This is a genomic window from Chryseobacterium indologenes (assembly GCF_018362995.1).
Lineage (GTDB): Bacteria > Bacteroidota > Bacteroidia > Flavobacteriales > Weeksellaceae > Chryseobacterium > Chryseobacterium indologenes_G.
In genome coordinates this window covers 651,461-669,273 of sequence record NZ_CP074372.1, presented here as the reverse complement: position 1 = coordinate 669,273, position 17,813 = coordinate 651,461, and the positions used below count along the sequence as shown (strand labels likewise).

Sequence of the window (17,813 nt, the reverse complement as noted above, 5' to 3'; positions counted from 1 at the left end):
ATTTAGATATGATGTGTCTATTTTTTGATAATTTTTTCTGTGACTGTCTTTTGATTTTTTGTCAGGATTTTAATAAGATATGTTCCCGGAACAAAATGGTTCATAGAAACTGTCATGGAATTGCCTTCCAGCGTCTTCTGCCCTGACATATTAAAAATTTCATATTTCTCCAGCCCTTCTTTCATCCTGATTGTTACCGAATCTGCTGTCGGGTTCGGATATATTTTAACATGAACTGAAGCATCTTTAGAAACTTCTATTGTTGAAAGGCTTTCCGGCTGAATATTAATCGTATAATCTTCTGCCTGACCGATAAACCATCCTGAAGGACAAGGAAGATTCTCCAAAGTTCCCATCCATGAATTTGATTCATAGGCTTTCACCAATCTGAAACGGGTTTCTCCAAGCTGTGCTCCTGCCGGAATGGTAATACTACCTGATGTAATTCCTGATTCCGGAGCAGGAACCGGATTGGAATTATCCAGATATCCCAGGTTAAACTTCTCGTCTGCATCAAACTGATTATTATGGTTAAAATCAATATAAGCATACGCTGATACGGTATTCTGTCCGTGGGTACCTCCAGTTACTGTTATAGGATAGGTATTTCCACGGTTAACAGTGAAGACGGTTGCCGTAAAATTTTCAAGAACGTCTGAGTTACCATCAATAGCACTGTTTTTTATGGTTCCGGCAAATTCTACCTTGCTTATTTCGCTCACTGTAAGGCTGGTCACATTTTCAGCACCACAGTAAGGAGCCGGGAAATTCACTGCATTCCCTACAATGTTAACGGTATAATCTTCAGTCTGCCCTGCTCTTAAGCCAGAATCACAAGCTGAACTGATAGAATGGGGAGCATTAGGATCTGAATAAGCCTGAACATTTGTATTCTTCAGAACCCGCATTCTTGTACTTCCATTGACTGCAGCAGCAGGAACCACTATTATATTATTGATCGTAAATGAATTGGCCGGATTGGCAGCTTCAAGCCTTCCTATGTAGAAACTTTCTCCGGCATCATCAAAACTACCATTCTGATTAAAGTCTATAAAAACAACTACATCACTTGGAAAAGTACTGGAAGGGCCCGTTACAGATATATTATAATTGTTTCCGGGCTGCAAATCTGTAGACATTGATGTAAAATTCTCATAAATTTGCGCATTTTCGGACTGAACCGGCGATGAATTATTAATGTTTCCGAAAGTAACATTACTGATCATATTGCTGTCAGCTCCATACTGAAACACAGGCATGCAATATTGCAGTTGGGCATTCGCCAGTGAGCAAAGTACAATACCAGAAAGAGTAGTTATTTTTTTCATTTTTTGTTTAAATTTCCTGGGACAAATTTATATTTATTTAGAATGAATAAAAATAACAATGTAATGATATTTGTCAGTTTAATAAAAATAGATATTTAATGAGCCAACGATACTTATTAAACAACTTCTTTTACTAATGGAAAATCAATCTTTTATAAATAAAAAACTGTTTTTCAAAATAAATTTGAGAAACAGTTTTTGTTGTAAAAGAATAAAATCTAAGGAAATTTATATGCTCTAACTTATATTTTCAATGAGAACAGCAGACGCTCCTCCCCCTCCGTTACAGATGGCAGCTATCCCCAATCTTCCTTTTTCCTGGCGAAGTACACTGACTAATGTTGTGATAATTCTTGCTCCTGAAGCACCAATCGGGTGTCCCAAAGCAACCGCACCACCATATACATTCACTTTATTCAGGTCATAACCCAAAATCTGCTGATTGGATAAGATAACAGAGGAATAAGCTTCATTAATCTCGAAATAATCAATATCAGATAAACTGAGACCCGTCTGCTTGAGTAACTTTTGAATGGCAACAGACGGAGAAGTGGTGAACCATTCCGGAGACTGAGCCGCATCTGCATAGGCTACGATTCTGGCTAAGGGTTTCAAATTATGTTGCTGAACAGCCTCTGAAGATCCTAATAGTATTGCTGCAGCTCCGTCATTCAGATTACTTGAATTAGCGGCTGTCAATGTCCCGTCTGCTTCAAATGCCGGCTTCAAAAGAGAAATTTTCTCAGGAATAAGTTTGTCAATATCTTCGTCTTTATCTACGATTATAGCGCCTTTCTTTCCTTCAATCGATATTTGGATCAACTCATCGCTGAACTTGCCGCTTTTTGCCGCTTCCTGAGCCCGATGGTAGGAAAACAAAGCGTATTCATCAAGCTGCTGACGTGTTAATCCATATTTTTTTACGCCCAGTTCAGCTGCACTTCCCATATGGAAATCATTATACACATCCCACAACCCATCTTTGATCACACCATCAGTAAGATGAGTGTCTCCCAGTTTTGTTCCCTGGCGAAGCTTAACGTAATGGGGAACATTGCTCATACTTTCCATTCCACCGGTCATGACAATATGCTCCAGACCAAGCTGAATCTGCTGTGCACCGATCATTGCAGACTTCATACCGGAGGCACAGACTTTATTTATCGTTGTGGCATCTTTATCTACAGGAATACCTCCAAAAATAGCGGCCTGCCTTGCTGGAGATTGTCCCAGCCCGGCACTGAGTACATTTCCCATATACACACTGTCTATATATTCCGGAGCCAATCCGATGTTTTCATAGGCATTTTTAATGGCAACAGCACCCAACTGTGGAGCAGTAAATCCGGATAAGCTTCCCATAAAACCTCCCACTGGGGTTCGTTTTGCAGCTAATATAAATACTTCTTTCATAGGATATTAATTTTAAATACCGATCGGTATATTTTTTGATTAAAAAAATCCTTTGATTTAATAAAGGAATAGTACAAAGATAATTAAAATATACCGATTGGTATATTAAATAATTAAAAAAAAATCTTACTTAGTACAGTAAGATTTTAATTTTTATGTTCTGCTAAGCTGATCCAGTTTTTTAAGCAGCGTGGGCATTCTGTAAGCACCATGCATCTGTTCTACTTTCAATTGAACTTCATCTACATTCATTCCTTTGGCAGTAACAAAAAGCGGTGTTTTACTTTCTCCACGGAATACACTTCTCCTTTGGGAATCGGGAGTTGTAAATTCATTTTTTGCAATCCCGACAATAGGATATTTCTCTTTCAATTCTTCGTAAAGATGACCGCCCAGTCCAATTTTCCCATTATTATCCAAAGTAACGTATCCGTCAACAATGATTATATCTTCTGGTTTTAATGCTATTTTTGTCAGTAGACTTAAAATACAGGGTAATTCTCTCTTGTAAAATGCACCGCTTTCATATTCTGAGCTCACAGCAGTCTGTTCTATAAAAACTTCCACTTCTTTTTCAGACGTCCAATCCTCAAATGCAATACACACGGTATTGGCATAATCCTCATAATAATAGGTGTCAAATGCGTAAATCATATTCTATTCCTTAAAAAATTCACCGAAATGCCACAAAATCCCTGAAGGATCATGCACAAAACACTCTTTTCCCCATTTCATAGTTCTTACAGGGGAAAGTCTCACATTTTCATAAATATCTGTAAGCTTCAAAGATAAAAGCTCTTCCCAGAATTCATCTGTATTGGCCACTTCCATAAAGATCATGGTATTATCAACCCAATCTTTTGCATAATAATCCTGAAGGTAAAAACCTATTTCCTCCCGTGTAAACAGTGAAAGTTTGGGCTCAAGAACAACTTCTTCAAAACCTAGATCCTTATAAAAGTTTCTGCTGATCTCAAAATTCTTCGCCCCGATAAAAGGTCTGATGGATTTTAGTTTCGGTGTCATACTATTTTATTTTTCCAGTATTCATAGGTCATTTCAAACTTGATCTCTCCTTTTCCATGGTTTCCAGTTTCCTTCCATCCAGATTTTCTGTAGAAATTCTCAGCTCTTGTTCCAGGTGAAGTACCAAGCCATAGATCATCTTTCTTTTGTTTAAAATACCAGTTGAGCATGATGTCATGAAGTTTTCTGCCTATTCCCTGGTTTTCAAAATCAGGATGTACAAACAAAGCCCAGATATTGTTCTCTTTCAGATCTGCAATGGAAAAGCCAACAATCTGTCCTTCTGTCTCACCTACCCATCCTTTTCCTCTTTGAAAAAGAAATTCCTCACAATCTTTATCTGTAACCAATCCCGGATCTGATAATGTATTTTCTTTCACAGAATTTCTTACAACCTGAATCTGTGGAATATCTTCCGGTCTTGCTTCTCGAATAATTATGCTCATGGTAATTTGTGGATAAACGCTATATATTTTTTACTCTTAATCCTTGTCAAGGTTTTAAACCTTGACAAAGATGATATGTTATTATTTTCTGTCAACCACAATTCTTTCTTCTCTATTGGCAATATCCCAGGCTGTAGTAAAGATTAGCTGGGTTCTTTTCTCCAATAGTTGATAATCAATCTTTTCAGGATCATCGCCTGGTTTATGATAATCTTCATGAATACCATCAAAGAAGAAGGCTACAGGAATATTATGTTTGGCAAAATTATAGTGATCTGAACGGTAATATAATTGTTCAGGATCATTCAAATCATCATACTTGTAATTAAGTTCCAGATTATTGGTTCTCTTATTGGCTGCTTCATTGATTACTTTAAGCTGAGAACTTAACATTTCAGAACCTATTACATATACATATTGCTTTCCTCTGTTGGCAGGATCATCACGCCCAATCATATCAATATTAAGATCAACAACGGTGTTGGCCAATGGGAAGACAGGGTTTTCGGAATAATATTCTGAACCAAACAATCCGTGCTCTTCTCCTGTAACATGTAGAAACAGGATAGATCTCTTAGGTCCTTTTCCTGCTTTTTTTGCCTGCTGGAATGCTTTTGCAATTTCCATTACGGCAACAGTTCCGCTTCCGTCGTCATCTGCCCCGTTATACACCACTCCATTTTTTGTTCCTACGTGGTCATAATGGGCTGAAACTACAACAATCTCGTCTGGTTTTTCGCTTCCTTCGATAAAAGCCAGAATATTTTCAGAATCAGGCAGGTTGCCTCCTCCTCTTTTTTTCATAAACTCAGACGGAACTTTCTGATAGTATGAGCCTAATGCTTTCGGTCCGGAAATACCAAGATTTTTATAGTAATTAATCATATACTCTCCCGCTTTCTTCTGGCCTTTACTTCCTGTATCACGCCCCTCCATATCATCTGCTGCAATGACATACAGATTTTTCTTTAAATCTTCAGCGTTAATTTCCTTGTATGCATTATTAAATGCCTTGCTGTGTTTTGTAGATACAGGATGTGAAGAATTTCCATCAGCTATTTTTGCCGTTCCACAACTGGTCACTACAGTCATGGCCAATAACGGAATAAGTATTTTTTTCATAAAGAATAAATTTCTTAAAAATAACAAATTTTATTGAAACCCAACATGAGGGATCAAAATCACAAAATCGTATGTTATTTATTATAAAATTGACAATAATTCAACACAAAGTCAATTTTGATATTAATTTTTTATTATATTTGATTACAATACAAAATAAGTGGATAAAATTTACGGGTTTACTCATTATTCCTTTTTTACGGAAATGTCCGAGCTGGCAAACAGGCACGGAAGCTTTGATCTTTCTCTGGGCCTTCCCGATTTTGATATTGATGAACGCCTTAAAATATTTTTAAAAGAAGCTGCTGAAAAAGAGACTTATCATTATGAACCTCTTTCCGGCAATCCTCTCCTGATTGAAAGTATCATCCATTTCAATGCAAAACGGACTAACAAAATTCCTGTTACCACTAAGGAAATAACCATTGTCCCGTGTGCAACCTTTGCTTTATATACTTCCCTCAAATCCATTTTAAATCAACATGATGAAGTGATTATTATTCAGCCGTCTTATTACACCTATGGGCCTGCTGTTGTTATGAATGGAGGAATTCCTGTTTATTATGATCTTGACGGGGATTTTACCATCAACTGGGATTTGTTTAAAAACTGTATTACTGAAAAAACCAGAGCCGTCATTGTCAACTCTCCCCAAAACCCTACCGGAAAAGTATGGAAAAAAGAAGACTGGAATCAATTGTATGAACTGATCAAGGACCGTAATATTTATTTGATTTCTGAAGAAATATATGATACGTACTGCTATGACGAAGCTGAACATTACAGTTCTTTTATTCATCCGGAGCTTAGAGAAAAGACGTTCTGTATTTTTTCTTTTGGCAAAATGTTTCATACTTCCGGATGGAAAGTGAGTTACATGCTTGCTTCTGAAGCTTTAACAAAAAGATTCCAGTGCCATCAGCAGTATATTTCTTACAGTGCCAGTGCCCCGGCACAATATGCTATCGCAAAGTATCTGGATGTATTCGACCCGGCTGTCAATAAAGAGATAATGCAGAATAAAAGGGATATTTTTAATCAGTTGATTCAGGAAACACCCCTACAGATAGAACATCAGGCAGAAGGAAGTGTCTTTCAGGTGGTTAATTTCAGGAATATTTCGTCAACAATGACGGATGTAGAATTTTCAAAATGGCTTACGATTGAGAAAAAAGTATCCTGTCTTCCGCTTTCGGCTTTTTACAATTCAAGACAGAATTCAGATTATATCAGGTTCAGTTTTGCTAAAAAGGATGAACTGATTATTCAGGCGTTGGAGCATTTGAAAAAGAACCTTTGATTTTTTACATCTTTATTTTTTGCGCAATCTATACGAATTTTCACAGATGCTTATGGATTTCCATTTCTTCATGCTATCCAAATAATAACAAAAGCACCGCCAAGGCAGTGCTTTTGTTGTATTGTAATGATTTTAAAGAGCCAGAACTCTTACATCAATTCTTCTGTTTTTCGCTTTACACTCATCGGTATCATTAGCTTCACATACCGGATGCTGTGATCCATAGCCTTCAGCTTCTACTCTATCTGCAGCAACACCCAGCTCCAGTAATTTAAGTTTTGCAGTCTGCGCTCTCAGATTGGATAATTTAAGATTACTATCTTCATTACCGCTGTTGTCTGTGTATCCGCCTAATTTTATTTTCAAATCTGGATAAGCATTTAAGATTTCAGCTAAATTATTCAGCTGAAGTTCATATCCTGCCTTCAAATCGCTTGAGCCTGTCTCAAAATAAAGGTTTTCAATGGTGTACCATTTATTAGGATCTAAAGCTGACTTATCTTTTTGTTTTACCACATTATAAAGCTGGTAAAGCTGACTTCCATCTCCTATGGCGATCGTTTTTCCTCCATCCAGTTTTACTTTCTGAACATTTCCTGTTTCATATACAAAGTCTCCGTTTTCATTAAGATGCCCTTTAATCTCTCCCGGAACTACCGCAATTATTTTGGTATCTGCACTTACACCTGTTGCAGCACTGGTAATCCCTGTAAGACTTTCTATTTTTGCTTTTCTGTTGGCTTCGATTTTGTCTTTATGCAATACTGCTAAAGTAGGTGCAATAACCAAAGAAACGATAGACATTAATTTGATCAGAATATTCATGGATGGTCCGGAAGTATCTTTAAACGGATCTCCAACGGTATCTCCTGTTACAGATGCTTTATGTGGCTCTGAACCTTTGTAATAAGTCTGCCCATTGATATCCACTCCTTTTTCAAATGATTTTTTAGCATTGTCCCAGGCACCTCCTGCATTATTCTGGAACATTCCCATCAAAACACCACACACAGTAGCACCAGCAAGGAATCCTCCCAATACTTCAGGTCCGAAAATAAATCCGATCAAGAGTGGTGAGATGATTGCTATAGCCCCTGGCAGCATCATTTTTCTGATGGATGCATCTGTGGAAATAGCAACACATTTTTCATATTCAGGTTGTGCTTTTCCTTCTAAAATTCCGGGAATTTCACGGAACTGTCTTCTTACTTCTTCAACCATAGCCATGGCAGCCTGTCCAACAGCAGTGATTGCCAGTGATGAAAAGATAAATGGAATCATTCCGCCAACAAACAGACCGGCTAGAACATCTGCCCTGTAAATATCAATTCCGTCAATTCCTGCAATTCCAACAAAAGCTGCAAATAACGCTAATGCTGTTAAGGCAGCTGAAGCAATGGCAAATCCTTTTCCGGTAGCGGCAGTTGTATTTCCTACAGCATCCAGGATATCTGTTTTTTCACGTACATCCTTAGGAAGTTCACTCATTTCGGCAATACCACCTGCATTATCAGCAATAGGTCCAAAGGCATCAATCGCCAGCTGCATCGCTGTAGTAGCCATCATTCCGGCTGCTGCAATGGCAACACCATAAAGGCCGGCACAAAGATAAGATCCATAGATTCCGCCTGCCAGCACAATAATCGGAAGTAAGGTAGATTCCATACCAACGGAAAGTCCCCCGATAATGTTTGTCGCATGGCCTGTAGAAGACTGTCTCACAATACTGGAAACCGGTCTTTTACCCATTGCGGTATAATATTCTGTTATGATACTCATTAAAGTTCCTACGACCAAACCTACCATGATGGCTCCGAACACACCCATTTTAGTAAACTCATGGCCTCTTAGAACCATTTTTTCAGGAAGAATATAGGTTACCAGGAAGTAGGATGAAATGGCTGTAATAACAATACTGCCCCAGTTTCCAAGGTTTAAAGCATTCTGTACACTGGAAGTGGATGAACCTTCATTGTCATTAATTTTCACAAATAAAGTTCCGATCATAGAAAATATAATTCCTGTTCCTGCAATCAGCATCGGTAAAAGGATTGGAGCAAAACCTCCGAAAGCATCATCGGAAACAGTTTCTCTACCTAACACCATGGTTGCCAGAACTGTTGCAACATATGATCCGAAAAGGTCGGCTCCCATTCCTGCTACATCTCCTACGTTATCTCCTACGTTATCTGCAATTGTTGCGGGGTTTCGGGGATCATCTTCAGGAATGCCTGCCTCAACTTTCCCAACAAGGTCAGCACCTACATCTGCCGCTTTTGTATAAATACCTCCTCCTACTCTTGCAAAAAGCGCTATGGATTCTGCCCCAAGAGAAAATCCGGTAAGAATTTCAATGGTCTTTTCCATTTCGTGGGAATCTACTGTGGCATCAGGTGCAAAAATCTGCTTAATAATCAGGAATAATGCTCCCAATCCTAAAACAGCAAGTCCGGCAACCCCCATTCCCATAACAGAACCTCCTGTAAAAGATACTTTAAGCGCTTTCGACAGTGAAGTTCTTGCCGCTTCTGCGGTCCTTACATTGGCTTTGGTGGCAATTTTCATCCCAATAAAACCTGCTAATGCGGAAAATACCGCTCCTACAGCAAAGGCAATACCGATACTCCAATGTGAATTGGCATTGCTTGACCCCATTACGGCAAGTAAAATGGCGACTATCACCACGAAATACATTAAGATTTTGTATTCAGCCTTTAGAAAAGCCATTGCACCGTCTGCAATATGACCGCTGATTATTTTCATTTTTTCATTACCGGCATTCTGCTTATTCACCCAATTACTCTGAAAAAAAGTATAAAGTAAAGCAATCACACCAAAAACAGGAATTAAATAGAACAAATCCATAGTTTATTATTTTATATTAAAAAAAATGTAATTAGTTTCATAAATATAATGAAATTATGAATACTTAATAAAATTCATAATAATATATTATTTCGTAGATTTGTTTTTCACACAAAATTGAATTAATAATTATGAAAAAAATATTCTACACCCTAGCTTTAGCAGCATGTGTAAGCAGCTGCCAAAACAGAGCTCCCAAAGAAAAAGCTGAGATACTCTATTTTGGAGGTCCTATTATAACAATGGAGGATTCTTCTCCCCAGGTTGAAGCTGTAGCAGTTAAAGATGGTAAAATACTTTTTGCCGGAACAAAATCGGATGCAGAGCGTTTTTCAGAGCCAGCCACCAAAATGATTAATCTCAATGGAAAAACACTTCTTCCCGGGTTTATAGATGTTCATGCACATCTTACTTCAAGAGCCGGGACTATGGATGCTGTAGACCTATCTCCAGAACCTTATGGTACCGTGAATTCAATTAAAGATTTACAGATTACGGTTAAGAACTCCATTAAAGAGAATAAGATTACAGATAAGCAGCCGATTATCGGAAACGGTTATGATGATGCAATTATGAGAGAACATCGTCATCCTACAAAAACAGAACTGGATGTCATTAGTAAAACCAATCCTATTATTGTTATTCATGCCTCAGGTCATGCCAGTGTAGCAAACAGCGCTATGCTACAATTTCTGGGAATAACAGAAGCATCAAAAGATCCTGAAGGAGGACACATCGGCAGGGATAAAAAAACGGGAAAGTTAAACGGAAAGTTAGAGGAAAATGCCAGTTTTGCAGCCTTACTTACCCTCACTGAAAAGATGAGCAAGGGTAATACTGAAGCTCATGCAATGGAAAATCTGATAAAAGCCCAGGATGAATGGCTCAGCTATGGACAGACTACTATTTGTGATGGAAGAACTATGGGAGAAAGCGTTGCTCTGTTAGAAAAAGCAGCTTCTCAACATCTTTTTAAAGCCGACGTAGTTTATTTTCCCGATTATGAATATTTCAAAAAGGATTTCAGCCGCTTCAAACCAAAGTATATGAAATATGAAAATCGCTTGAAACTGGCTGGGTTCAAATTTTCTGATGATGGTTCTCCACAAGGAAAAACAGCCTGGCTAACACAGCCTTATTTAATTCCACCTGAAGGTCAGCCTAAAGACTACAAAGGATTTCCCATCTTTACGGATGAAACGTTATATAACGATCTGAAAATACTTTTCCAAAACCATATAACCGCACAGCTTCATGTGAATGGAGATGCTGCAATAGATCAGGCAATCCGGGTTATTAAAAGGTTAAAAGATGAAAACATTTACAAACCGGAATTGCGCGCAACATTAATTCATGTACAAAACAGCCGTCCCGATCATATTCAAAAGATAAAAGAATTAGGTGTAATTCCTTCTTACTTTTCTACCCATGCGTATTTATGGGGAGATTGGCACTATTCGAGTGTTTTTGGTCCTGAAAGAGCTTCTTTTATAAGTCCGGCCAACTCAGCGTTAAAAGCAGGAATTACGTTTACCATCCATCATGATTCTCCGGTTACCCCACCCGATTTGATTACCGCTGTCTATGCTGCAGTAAACAGAAAGACAAGATCAGGAATGATTTTAGGACCCAATGAAAGAATCACTCCTCTTGAAGCCCTGAAAGCTATTACCATCAACGGAGCTTATCAATTGCAGGAAGAAAACAGAAAAGGGTCTATTAAAGCGGGTAAACTGGCAGACTTTGTCATTCTGGATCAGAATCCTTTAACGATAGATCCTGAAAATCTTAGAAACATTAAAGTTCTAGAAACCATAAAAGAAGGAAATTCTGTATACAAAAGAAAATAAATCTATTGAGGAAGAATAAAAATATTCACAAAAAAAGCAGATGAAGATTCATCTGCTTTTTTGTATGTTTTGAGAATAAATTCTTATCCTCCGAATTTATCTGCGTAGTCTGTTTGAGAAGCTTTGATCACTTTTCTAGCGTGCTCAGCTCCGTAAACCTCCTGGATTCTGCATTTTGCAGGCTCATCTGGTAAATTCTTGTACGTTAGAAAGTAGTGCATTAATCTTCTTACTTCAGCTTCCGGTAATTCAGCAATATCTCTGAAGTGTCCGAAAGCGTGGTCATTGATCATTACTGCAACAATTTTATCATCAGCTTCTCCTCCGTCGATCATTTTGAAACCTCCGATTGGAATAGCTTCCATTAATAAACCTCCGGCATGGATGTTATGAGAACTTAAAACACAAATATCAAGAGGATCATGATCTCCCATTGTAACATCAGTAGCGCCTGATTCTACAGCAAGTTTCATTACTTCCTGATCACAGTATGTTCTTGGAACAAAACCATATAAAGCTGGGATGATATTAGAGAATTTCTGAGGTCTGTCTACTTTTAGGTATCCTGTTTCTTTATCTACTTCATATTTAATAGTATCTGAAGGAACAATTTCCACAAATACGTTTACAACATTTGGCGCATCTTCTCCTGCAGAAATTCCGTGCCATGGATGTGCTTTAAAATTTGGAATCATTATTTATCTGTTATTTTTTAAGTTATTATTAAAATTTCTTTTCTTAAATCTTCTATTGTTTCCACAATATAATCGTTGCCTTCCATATAATTCATGATGAAAATCGTCTTGAATTCATCCAGCTGAACCTCTCCTTTCAATCCGTCATAGGTTTTGTGAAGCAGTTCTATGATGGCATTTTTAGAGTCTACGATGTTCTTCCATGAATTTTTTGTGATGTATAACTGCTGTGAGGAGTTATATTCAAATTCTTCATTGATTGTTTTTTCGGTAAGAAAAATAAACTCATGAACGGCTAATTCTCTATCAAATCTCTGGATAAGGTTTGATGGCTTCATTCTGTCCAGAAACAAAGTCATTCTTTCGTAAGAATATGCTTTATTCTCTGAATTAGATTTCACGGAAAGTAGTTTGATTTCCTGATTTTTAAGAGTAATGTACGAGTGTACAAATTGTCTGAGCAAAACCAAAAAAGGAATTGCAATAATCAATGCAAATGCATACGGTAGATATCCTGAGAGACTCGTCATAATTTTAGACTGCAAAATTACTAATTATTTTCCGTCTTCTAAAGAGTTTTTAAAGATATCCACTTTAGAATTTTGTATATAAACCAATGCCAATATAATTATAAGATAAAAGCCCAGCATCATCCTGTTTGCTAAAGACGGGAAAACCAGGAATCTCATCATGACAGTTCCATAAATAATTGCAAAAAATAAGACCTGAGCCTGTTTTTTTTTATTATAAAATGAAAAATTATTTGCCAGAATAATGATTATAAAAATCAACAGAACCGGAAAATAGGAAGCGTTGAACTCCAGCATCATTTTACTTTTAATAAAATGAATATAATCTGAAAAGATAAAGGGATCTGGCTGTGACACAGGATAGATCTGAACTTTAGTAAACTGATTCATAAAAAGTGTGGACCATGAAATCTGGTTAAAAGCCTGTATTAAAAAGAAGGAAAGAAACAGATATCCGTATGATATGAATAATGGAGCTGTTTTCACTTTAAGCCTGTTTCTATAAAGATAAATAAGGCCATACAGGAAAGAATAAAATATAAAATACTCCGGTCTTGTCAGAATACACAGCATAGCAAAGATACCTGCAAGAAATAAATTCCTTCTAAATAAAAATACATAGAAGCTCAAAAGCAGCAACAGGCATGATAAAGAATCTGCTGAAACATGTCTGGCTGTCTCCGGAAAAGGTTTGAACAGTGAAATTAAAATCGTGATGATAAAAGCAAGACTATAATTTTTCAGAATTTTTATCAGAAAACTAAAAATCAGGATAAGAATTAAAGCGTAAGAAATGACTGAAATTAAAGAGTTGGAAGCAGACGCACTAAAACCCAATTTGAAGAACGACCAATTGATGAAGTTATAAAAAGGTTTCACCACAAAAAGCTGTAATTCTTCTTCATAAGCTTTAGGATTTTGTGACAATATTTTGTAATAAGTACTTTCGCCTTTCGCTACTTCTTCCACCATTGGGTCTACAGGTCCTAATCCTGCAAAATCAGGATTCTTTTCCCGTAATTCATCATATACTTTCTGATGGATCTCCTCAATTTTCATATCGGGATATTCCGTTTTATAAATCAACCCCATATATGCTTCCATATCCGTATTGTAATAATGGTTGGTATATAGGTAGTATGACATAAAGCATACATAGATTGAAAATATAAAAACAAGAATATATTCCCTTTTTTTCATACGTTGATATTATAAGTATACAAATGTAAAAAAACTATCATTTAAACTTATATTCTTATGAAAAGCTTTTATAATAAAGGATAAACTGTATTAAAGTTCAAAGAGCGCCGGCCTTTGGGTTACTTCGTGATAGCAAACACTATTTTCGTCAAAGAAATGATATACAAGACTTTTTCTCGTTCTGTTTTTATCAGTATGAGGCTCTCCGCCATGAAGAATATTGGCATGCCAGATTAATAAATCTCCTTTTTTTGCCTTAAAAATTTCTTTTTTCAATCCCAGCTCTTTTACTTTATCCTCAAGAAATGTTTCATAAGCTCTATAGCTTTTCTTACCGATTTTCATTGCTGTACCTTCATTATCATAATCAGAGTTCAGGAAATAAGGAAGTTTATGGCTTTTGGGAATATAATGCAAAGCTCCGTTGTTTTCATCCACATCTTCCAATGCAATCCAGACTCCCAGTAATCCTCCCAAGGGATAGGTCGTCATGTGGATACTGTCTGAATGCGTTTTTTGCTGGCTCCCGTTGATGAAGTTGATACTTTGGAAAAGTTTGGATTTCCCATCCAGTAGAACAGATAAAAAGTCTAGCAATTCTTTGTCATTTCCGATATTTTTAATGATTTCTGAATGATGGATAGCAAACATCAGTTTTCCTCCATAAATAAATTTCAGTGTACCATCCTCCATCAGCTTATCAATCTCTGTATTGATCTGATCAGCCGTTTCCGGAGTCAGGTAGTTTCTCAGGATCATGTAACCATTATCATCATACTGAAGGGCGTTTTCTTTATTCTCTTCAGTCAGTTTCTTAAAAAAAGGAGTTTCTGTCAGTTTTGCATAATCCACCTCTCTGATGCTGGCGGGAAGATGAGCAAAGTCCTTGCTCGAAATACTTGAAAAATAACTCTTATTAATACCGTACTTTTTATACAGCGGGATATTATGTTTTAACTTATTCTTTTTAAACAAGTTATAAAGCATATATGATAGTTTGTACTGACGAATCTGTTGTAACATAACTGTTTTAACTAAGGATTTTATAAAGTTACGGAATATTACTTAATTAGAACCAATCTAAACAATGCTTTTCATCATAAAAATGATTTCCTTCTCATGATAAGATATCCTAATTTTTTAAAAAGGTTCTTTTTGGAATTTTCAATAATTCCATAGGGTCTCAATTCCGGGCGGAAGCCTCTGAAAAACTCTTCAATATTGGGTAATTCACCTCCTTCAAAATCAAAAATATGAGTTTCGATATTTTCTTTAATAATATGATCAATCAATACGGAGGCTCCTGATAATTTGACATACTCTTTATCATTAAAATTACCTAAAAGTGCTATCATATTGCAGTCCGAATAGGTTGCAATTACATTAACAATTTTATGCTGGTAATAAAAAGCTGTGAACTTAAGGTAATTCAGCTTGTGAAAACTTTCAAAAATCCTCATGAATTCATGCAGGTCGTTTTCTTTGCTCAACCCTATCGTATTGGCCTCTATAAAAGTTTTTGCTTTGTCAAAAGAAATGGTTTTGATTTCTGATTCCTTTAAAATATCTTCATCTAAACGAAGCTTTCTTTTTCTCTTGGGAGAATAATTATTGCGTACTTTTTCGTAGGGTGCTGGATATAATAAAAAGTTTTTCTTGATTCTGATCTTTGTACGAAGCCGGTTTACATCATTAAACGGATAGGCTCTGATCATATAATTCTTTTCCAGATATTCTAAAAAAGCCTCATTAAGGTTTATATCGTCTTTAGCGGAAAAAACACCGAGCTGCTGGCAAAGTTTCGGGTTGTGAACAATTTTCATCCCATATTTTCTTACAAAAGGTATGGGCATCACAGCCTCATAATCTTTATAAACCAGAATTTCCCACGGCATTGTCGAAGTTGTATCTAAAAAATCTTTTGTAGCAGAATATTTTCTTTGTTCGGAATTTTCTAAACATTGAGCATATTTTACAAAATCAATTTCATGGTATTTTAATCTTCTAATCATAGTAATCCGGCGTCCGAGAAACTAAAATAGGTATCCTGCGTGACAATAATATGGTCCAAAAGCTGAATGCTTAATATGTTTCCTGCTTCTTTTATTTTTTGTGTAATACTGATATCTTCCCGGCTTGGCTTTAAGCTGCCGGAAGGATGATTGTGGGCAATGATAATGCCTGTTGAAAAATGCTCCAGTGCTGTTTTATACAGAATTCTGACATCAACGATAGACTGACTGATTCCTCCTTGTGTAAGCTGTGAGACATGAATCACTTTATTGCTGTTATTAAGGAAAATAGCCCAGAACTCTTCTGTTCTTAAGTCAGAAAGCTGGTTTTGAAGAATAAGATAGGCATCATTACTGTTACCAATTACAGTTTTCTCAGGAATTTCCTGTACTGTTCTTCTTTTCCCGATTTCTAAAGCTGAAATGATCGAAATCGCTTTTGTGATTCCAATTCCTTTGAATTTCATCAGATCTTTTACGGAAAGCAAGCTCAGCTGATGCCAGCTATTATCTACAGAGTTTAAGATTTTTCTTGCCAGCTCTATGACATTTTCATCTCTATTCCCACTTCCCATAATGATAGCTAACAGTTCAGAATCAGAAAGTGAGCTTTTGCCTTTCTGCAAAAACTTTTCTCTGGGTCTGTCATCTTCTGCAAGAAATTTTATAGCCATTGGAAAAGAGATTATGATTTAATAAAATGCATACAGGATCACCGGCTTTGTCGACTGATCAACATATTTTGCTGTTTCTTTAAGAGCATTCACCGAAAGCATCGGACATCCTAAGCTTAAACATGCCGGAGTCTTGGATTCCACATCCGGAATACATCCGTAGGAATGAAGGACAATTGCCCTTCGCATGGCATTGCTGTTGGTAGAATCAAGACCTTTTAAACGGTAAGCTTTACCAAATTTTCCCATATAGCTTTCTCCTATGGCATATTTTCCAAGAGATGATTGGTAAGACCCTTCAATATTACTGAATTTTAAAGCATCTGAGTTTGGAATGACAGATCCCGAACCATGAGATACAACAGCCTGTTGTACTATGGTATTATTTTTCAGGTTATAAATGAAGTAACGGTATTTCCCGGAAGGTATTTTAAAGTTGATAAAAACAGCCAGTTCCTGGTTATACTCTTTTCCTTTGATATAATCTTTAATCTCTGAAATCTTTGCCTGGGGCACATTCAGTGAATTCAACCGCTGGGATTCAGCTTTTGAACAGGAAATTAAAATTATAAAAAGAAAAATAAAGTGTTTCATCATCTGGTGTCGTATACTTTTATTCTATGATCATTCCGTCTTTCATGATGAGCTTGCGGTCTGTAATTTCTGCAAGATTAGGGTTGTGGGTTACAATGACAAATGTCTGGTTATATTTATCTCTCAGATCAAAAAATAACCTGTGAAGATCATCTGCATTTTTGGAATCCAGGTTTCCCGTAGGCTCATCCGCAAAAATAATTTTGGGTGAATTGATTAAAGCTCTTGCTACAGCTACTCTTTGCGCCTCTCCCCCTGAAAGCTGGTTGGGTTTATGATTCAGCCTCTGCTCTATCTTTAAATCTTCAAATAAAGCATATGCCTTTTCAATTGCTTCTCTTTCATTGGCTCCGGCTATTTTTGTCGGAAGCAATACATTTTCCAGTGCTGTAAACTCCGGAAGAAGCTGATGAAACTGAAATACAAAACCGATATTCTGATTTCTGAACTTTGAAAGCTGCTTGTCATTCATATTAATAAATGATTCTCCTGCTATCTCAATTTCAGTATCATATTTGTTCGATTGGCTTGGATGATCCAGCGTGCCTAAAATCTGCAGCAATGTAGATTTGCCTGCTCCTGATTCTCCTACAATAGAAACAACCTCGCCCATTTTGATGTGAATATCAACTCCTTTCAGTACTTCTAAATTCCCATAAGATTTATGGATATTTCTTGCTTTAATCATGATTCAAAAATAGTAATTTGATTTTGAAATTCCATCAAAAAATACAGTGATAATTTTTAATTCTCAAATT

The 17,813-nt window shown here is 36.6% G+C and carries 17 protein-coding genes; 2 read left to right on the top strand and 15 right to left on the bottom strand.

Features of this window, described 5'->3' with window-relative positions:
* Nucleotides 1-17: 17 nt before the first annotated feature.
* The 6 genes from DYR29_RS02780 to DYR29_RS02755 all read right to left on the bottom strand — a co-directional run bounded on the left by DYR29_RS02780 (nucleotide 18) and on the right by DYR29_RS02755 (nucleotide 5,335).
* Nucleotides 18-1,328, bottom strand: coding sequence for a T9SS type A sorting domain-containing protein (locus tag DYR29_RS02780; protein ID WP_213279198.1), 1,311 nt, complete (start codon nucleotides 1,326-1,328; stop codon nucleotides 18-20).
* Nucleotides 1,329-1,565: 237 nt separating this feature from the next.
* The gene (locus DYR29_RS02775; protein ID WP_213279197.1) at nucleotides 1,566-2,741 is read right to left on the bottom strand and encodes an acetyl-CoA C-acyltransferase; all 1,176 of its coding nucleotides are present in this window, start codon (nucleotides 2,739-2,741) and stop codon (nucleotides 1,566-1,568) included.
* A 153-nt stretch (nucleotides 2,742-2,894) separates the two neighbouring features.
* Nucleotides 2,895-3,395, bottom strand: a complete 501-nt coding sequence (locus tag DYR29_RS02770) for an endonuclease V (RefSeq protein WP_213279196.1) — start codon at nucleotides 3,393-3,395, stop codon at nucleotides 2,895-2,897.
* 3 nt (nucleotides 3,396-3,398) lie between these two features.
* On the bottom strand, nucleotides 3,399-3,767 hold the full coding sequence (locus tag DYR29_RS02765; RefSeq protein WP_213279195.1) for a glyoxalase: 369 nt from the start codon (nucleotides 3,765-3,767) through the stop codon (nucleotides 3,399-3,401).
* Nucleotides 3,764-4,213, bottom strand: a complete 450-nt coding sequence (locus DYR29_RS02760; RefSeq protein ID WP_249413595.1) for a GNAT family N-acetyltransferase — start codon at nucleotides 4,211-4,213, stop codon at nucleotides 3,764-3,766. The genes DYR29_RS02765 and DYR29_RS02760 overlap by 4 nt, the downstream gene beginning before the upstream one ends.
* A gap of 81 nt (nucleotides 4,214-4,294) precedes the next feature.
* Complete coding sequence (locus tag DYR29_RS02755) at nucleotides 4,295-5,335, bottom strand: M28 family metallopeptidase (RefSeq protein WP_213279194.1); 1,041 nt, start codon at nucleotides 5,333-5,335, stop codon at nucleotides 4,295-4,297.
* Nucleotides 5,336-5,495: 160 nt separating this feature from the next.
* On the opposite strand from DYR29_RS02755, the gene DYR29_RS02750 reads away from it, so the two are divergent.
* Nucleotides 5,496-6,635, top strand: coding sequence for an aminotransferase class I/II-fold pyridoxal phosphate-dependent enzyme (locus DYR29_RS02750; protein WP_213279193.1), 1,140 nt, complete (start codon nucleotides 5,496-5,498; stop codon nucleotides 6,633-6,635).
* A 132-nt stretch (nucleotides 6,636-6,767) separates the two neighbouring features.
* Here the strand turns inward: DYR29_RS02750 and DYR29_RS02745 are convergent, their stop codons facing one another.
* Complete coding sequence (locus DYR29_RS02745; RefSeq protein ID WP_213279192.1) at nucleotides 6,768-9,500, bottom strand: sodium-translocating pyrophosphatase; 2,733 nt, start codon at nucleotides 9,498-9,500, stop codon at nucleotides 6,768-6,770.
* Between the two features lie 131 nt (nucleotides 9,501-9,631).
* Here DYR29_RS02745 and DYR29_RS02740 point away from each other — a divergent pair, with 131 nt between their 5' ends.
* On the top strand, nucleotides 9,632-11,350 hold the full coding sequence (locus DYR29_RS02740) for an amidohydrolase (RefSeq protein ID WP_213279191.1): 1,719 nt from the start codon (nucleotides 9,632-9,634) through the stop codon (nucleotides 11,348-11,350).
* Between the two features lie 83 nt (nucleotides 11,351-11,433).
* Here DYR29_RS02740 and DYR29_RS02735 read toward each other — a convergent pair whose 3' ends face one another.
* The 8 genes from DYR29_RS02735 to DYR29_RS02700 form a co-directional block, all read right to left on the bottom strand.
* Nucleotides 11,434-12,045 carry an inorganic pyrophosphatase gene (locus DYR29_RS02735; RefSeq protein WP_213279190.1) on the bottom strand — a complete coding sequence of 204 codons (612 nt, stop codon included), beginning with the start codon at nucleotides 12,043-12,045 and terminating at the stop codon, nucleotides 11,434-11,436.
* A 17-nt stretch (nucleotides 12,046-12,062) separates the two neighbouring features.
* Complete coding sequence (locus DYR29_RS02730) at nucleotides 12,063-12,575, bottom strand: hypothetical protein (protein ID WP_213279189.1); 513 nt, start codon at nucleotides 12,573-12,575, stop codon at nucleotides 12,063-12,065.
* A gap of 24 nt (nucleotides 12,576-12,599) precedes the next feature.
* Entirely contained in the window at nucleotides 12,600-13,775 is a 1,176-nt protein-coding gene (locus DYR29_RS02725) for a hypothetical protein (RefSeq protein WP_213279188.1), read from the bottom strand.
* 90 nt (nucleotides 13,776-13,865) lie between these two features.
* Nucleotides 13,866-14,798 carry a phytanoyl-CoA dioxygenase family protein gene (locus tag DYR29_RS02720; protein WP_213279187.1) on the bottom strand — a complete coding sequence of 311 codons (933 nt, stop codon included), beginning with the start codon at nucleotides 14,796-14,798 and terminating at the stop codon, nucleotides 13,866-13,868.
* Between the two features lie 74 nt (nucleotides 14,799-14,872).
* On the bottom strand, nucleotides 14,873-15,787 hold the full coding sequence (locus tag DYR29_RS02715; protein WP_213279186.1) for a hypothetical protein: 915 nt from the start codon (nucleotides 15,785-15,787) through the stop codon (nucleotides 14,873-14,875).
* Nucleotides 15,784-16,461: a RadC family protein gene (gene radC, locus DYR29_RS02710; protein WP_213279185.1), complete on the bottom strand. Its 678-nt coding sequence runs from the start codon at nucleotides 16,459-16,461 to the stop codon at nucleotides 15,784-15,786. Before radC ends, DYR29_RS02715 begins: the two co-directional genes overlap by 4 nt.
* Nucleotides 16,462-16,479: 18 nt before the next feature.
* Nucleotides 16,480-16,992 carry a murein L,D-transpeptidase catalytic domain-containing protein gene (locus DYR29_RS02705; RefSeq protein ID WP_249413594.1) on the bottom strand — a complete coding sequence of 171 codons (513 nt, stop codon included), beginning with the start codon at nucleotides 16,990-16,992 and terminating at the stop codon, nucleotides 16,480-16,482.
* An 82-nt stretch (nucleotides 16,993-17,074) separates the two neighbouring features.
* On the bottom strand, nucleotides 17,075-17,743 hold the full coding sequence (locus DYR29_RS02700; RefSeq protein WP_047422736.1) for an ABC transporter ATP-binding protein: 669 nt from the start codon (nucleotides 17,741-17,743) through the stop codon (nucleotides 17,075-17,077).
* Between the last annotated feature and the right edge of the window lie 70 nt (nucleotides 17,744-17,813).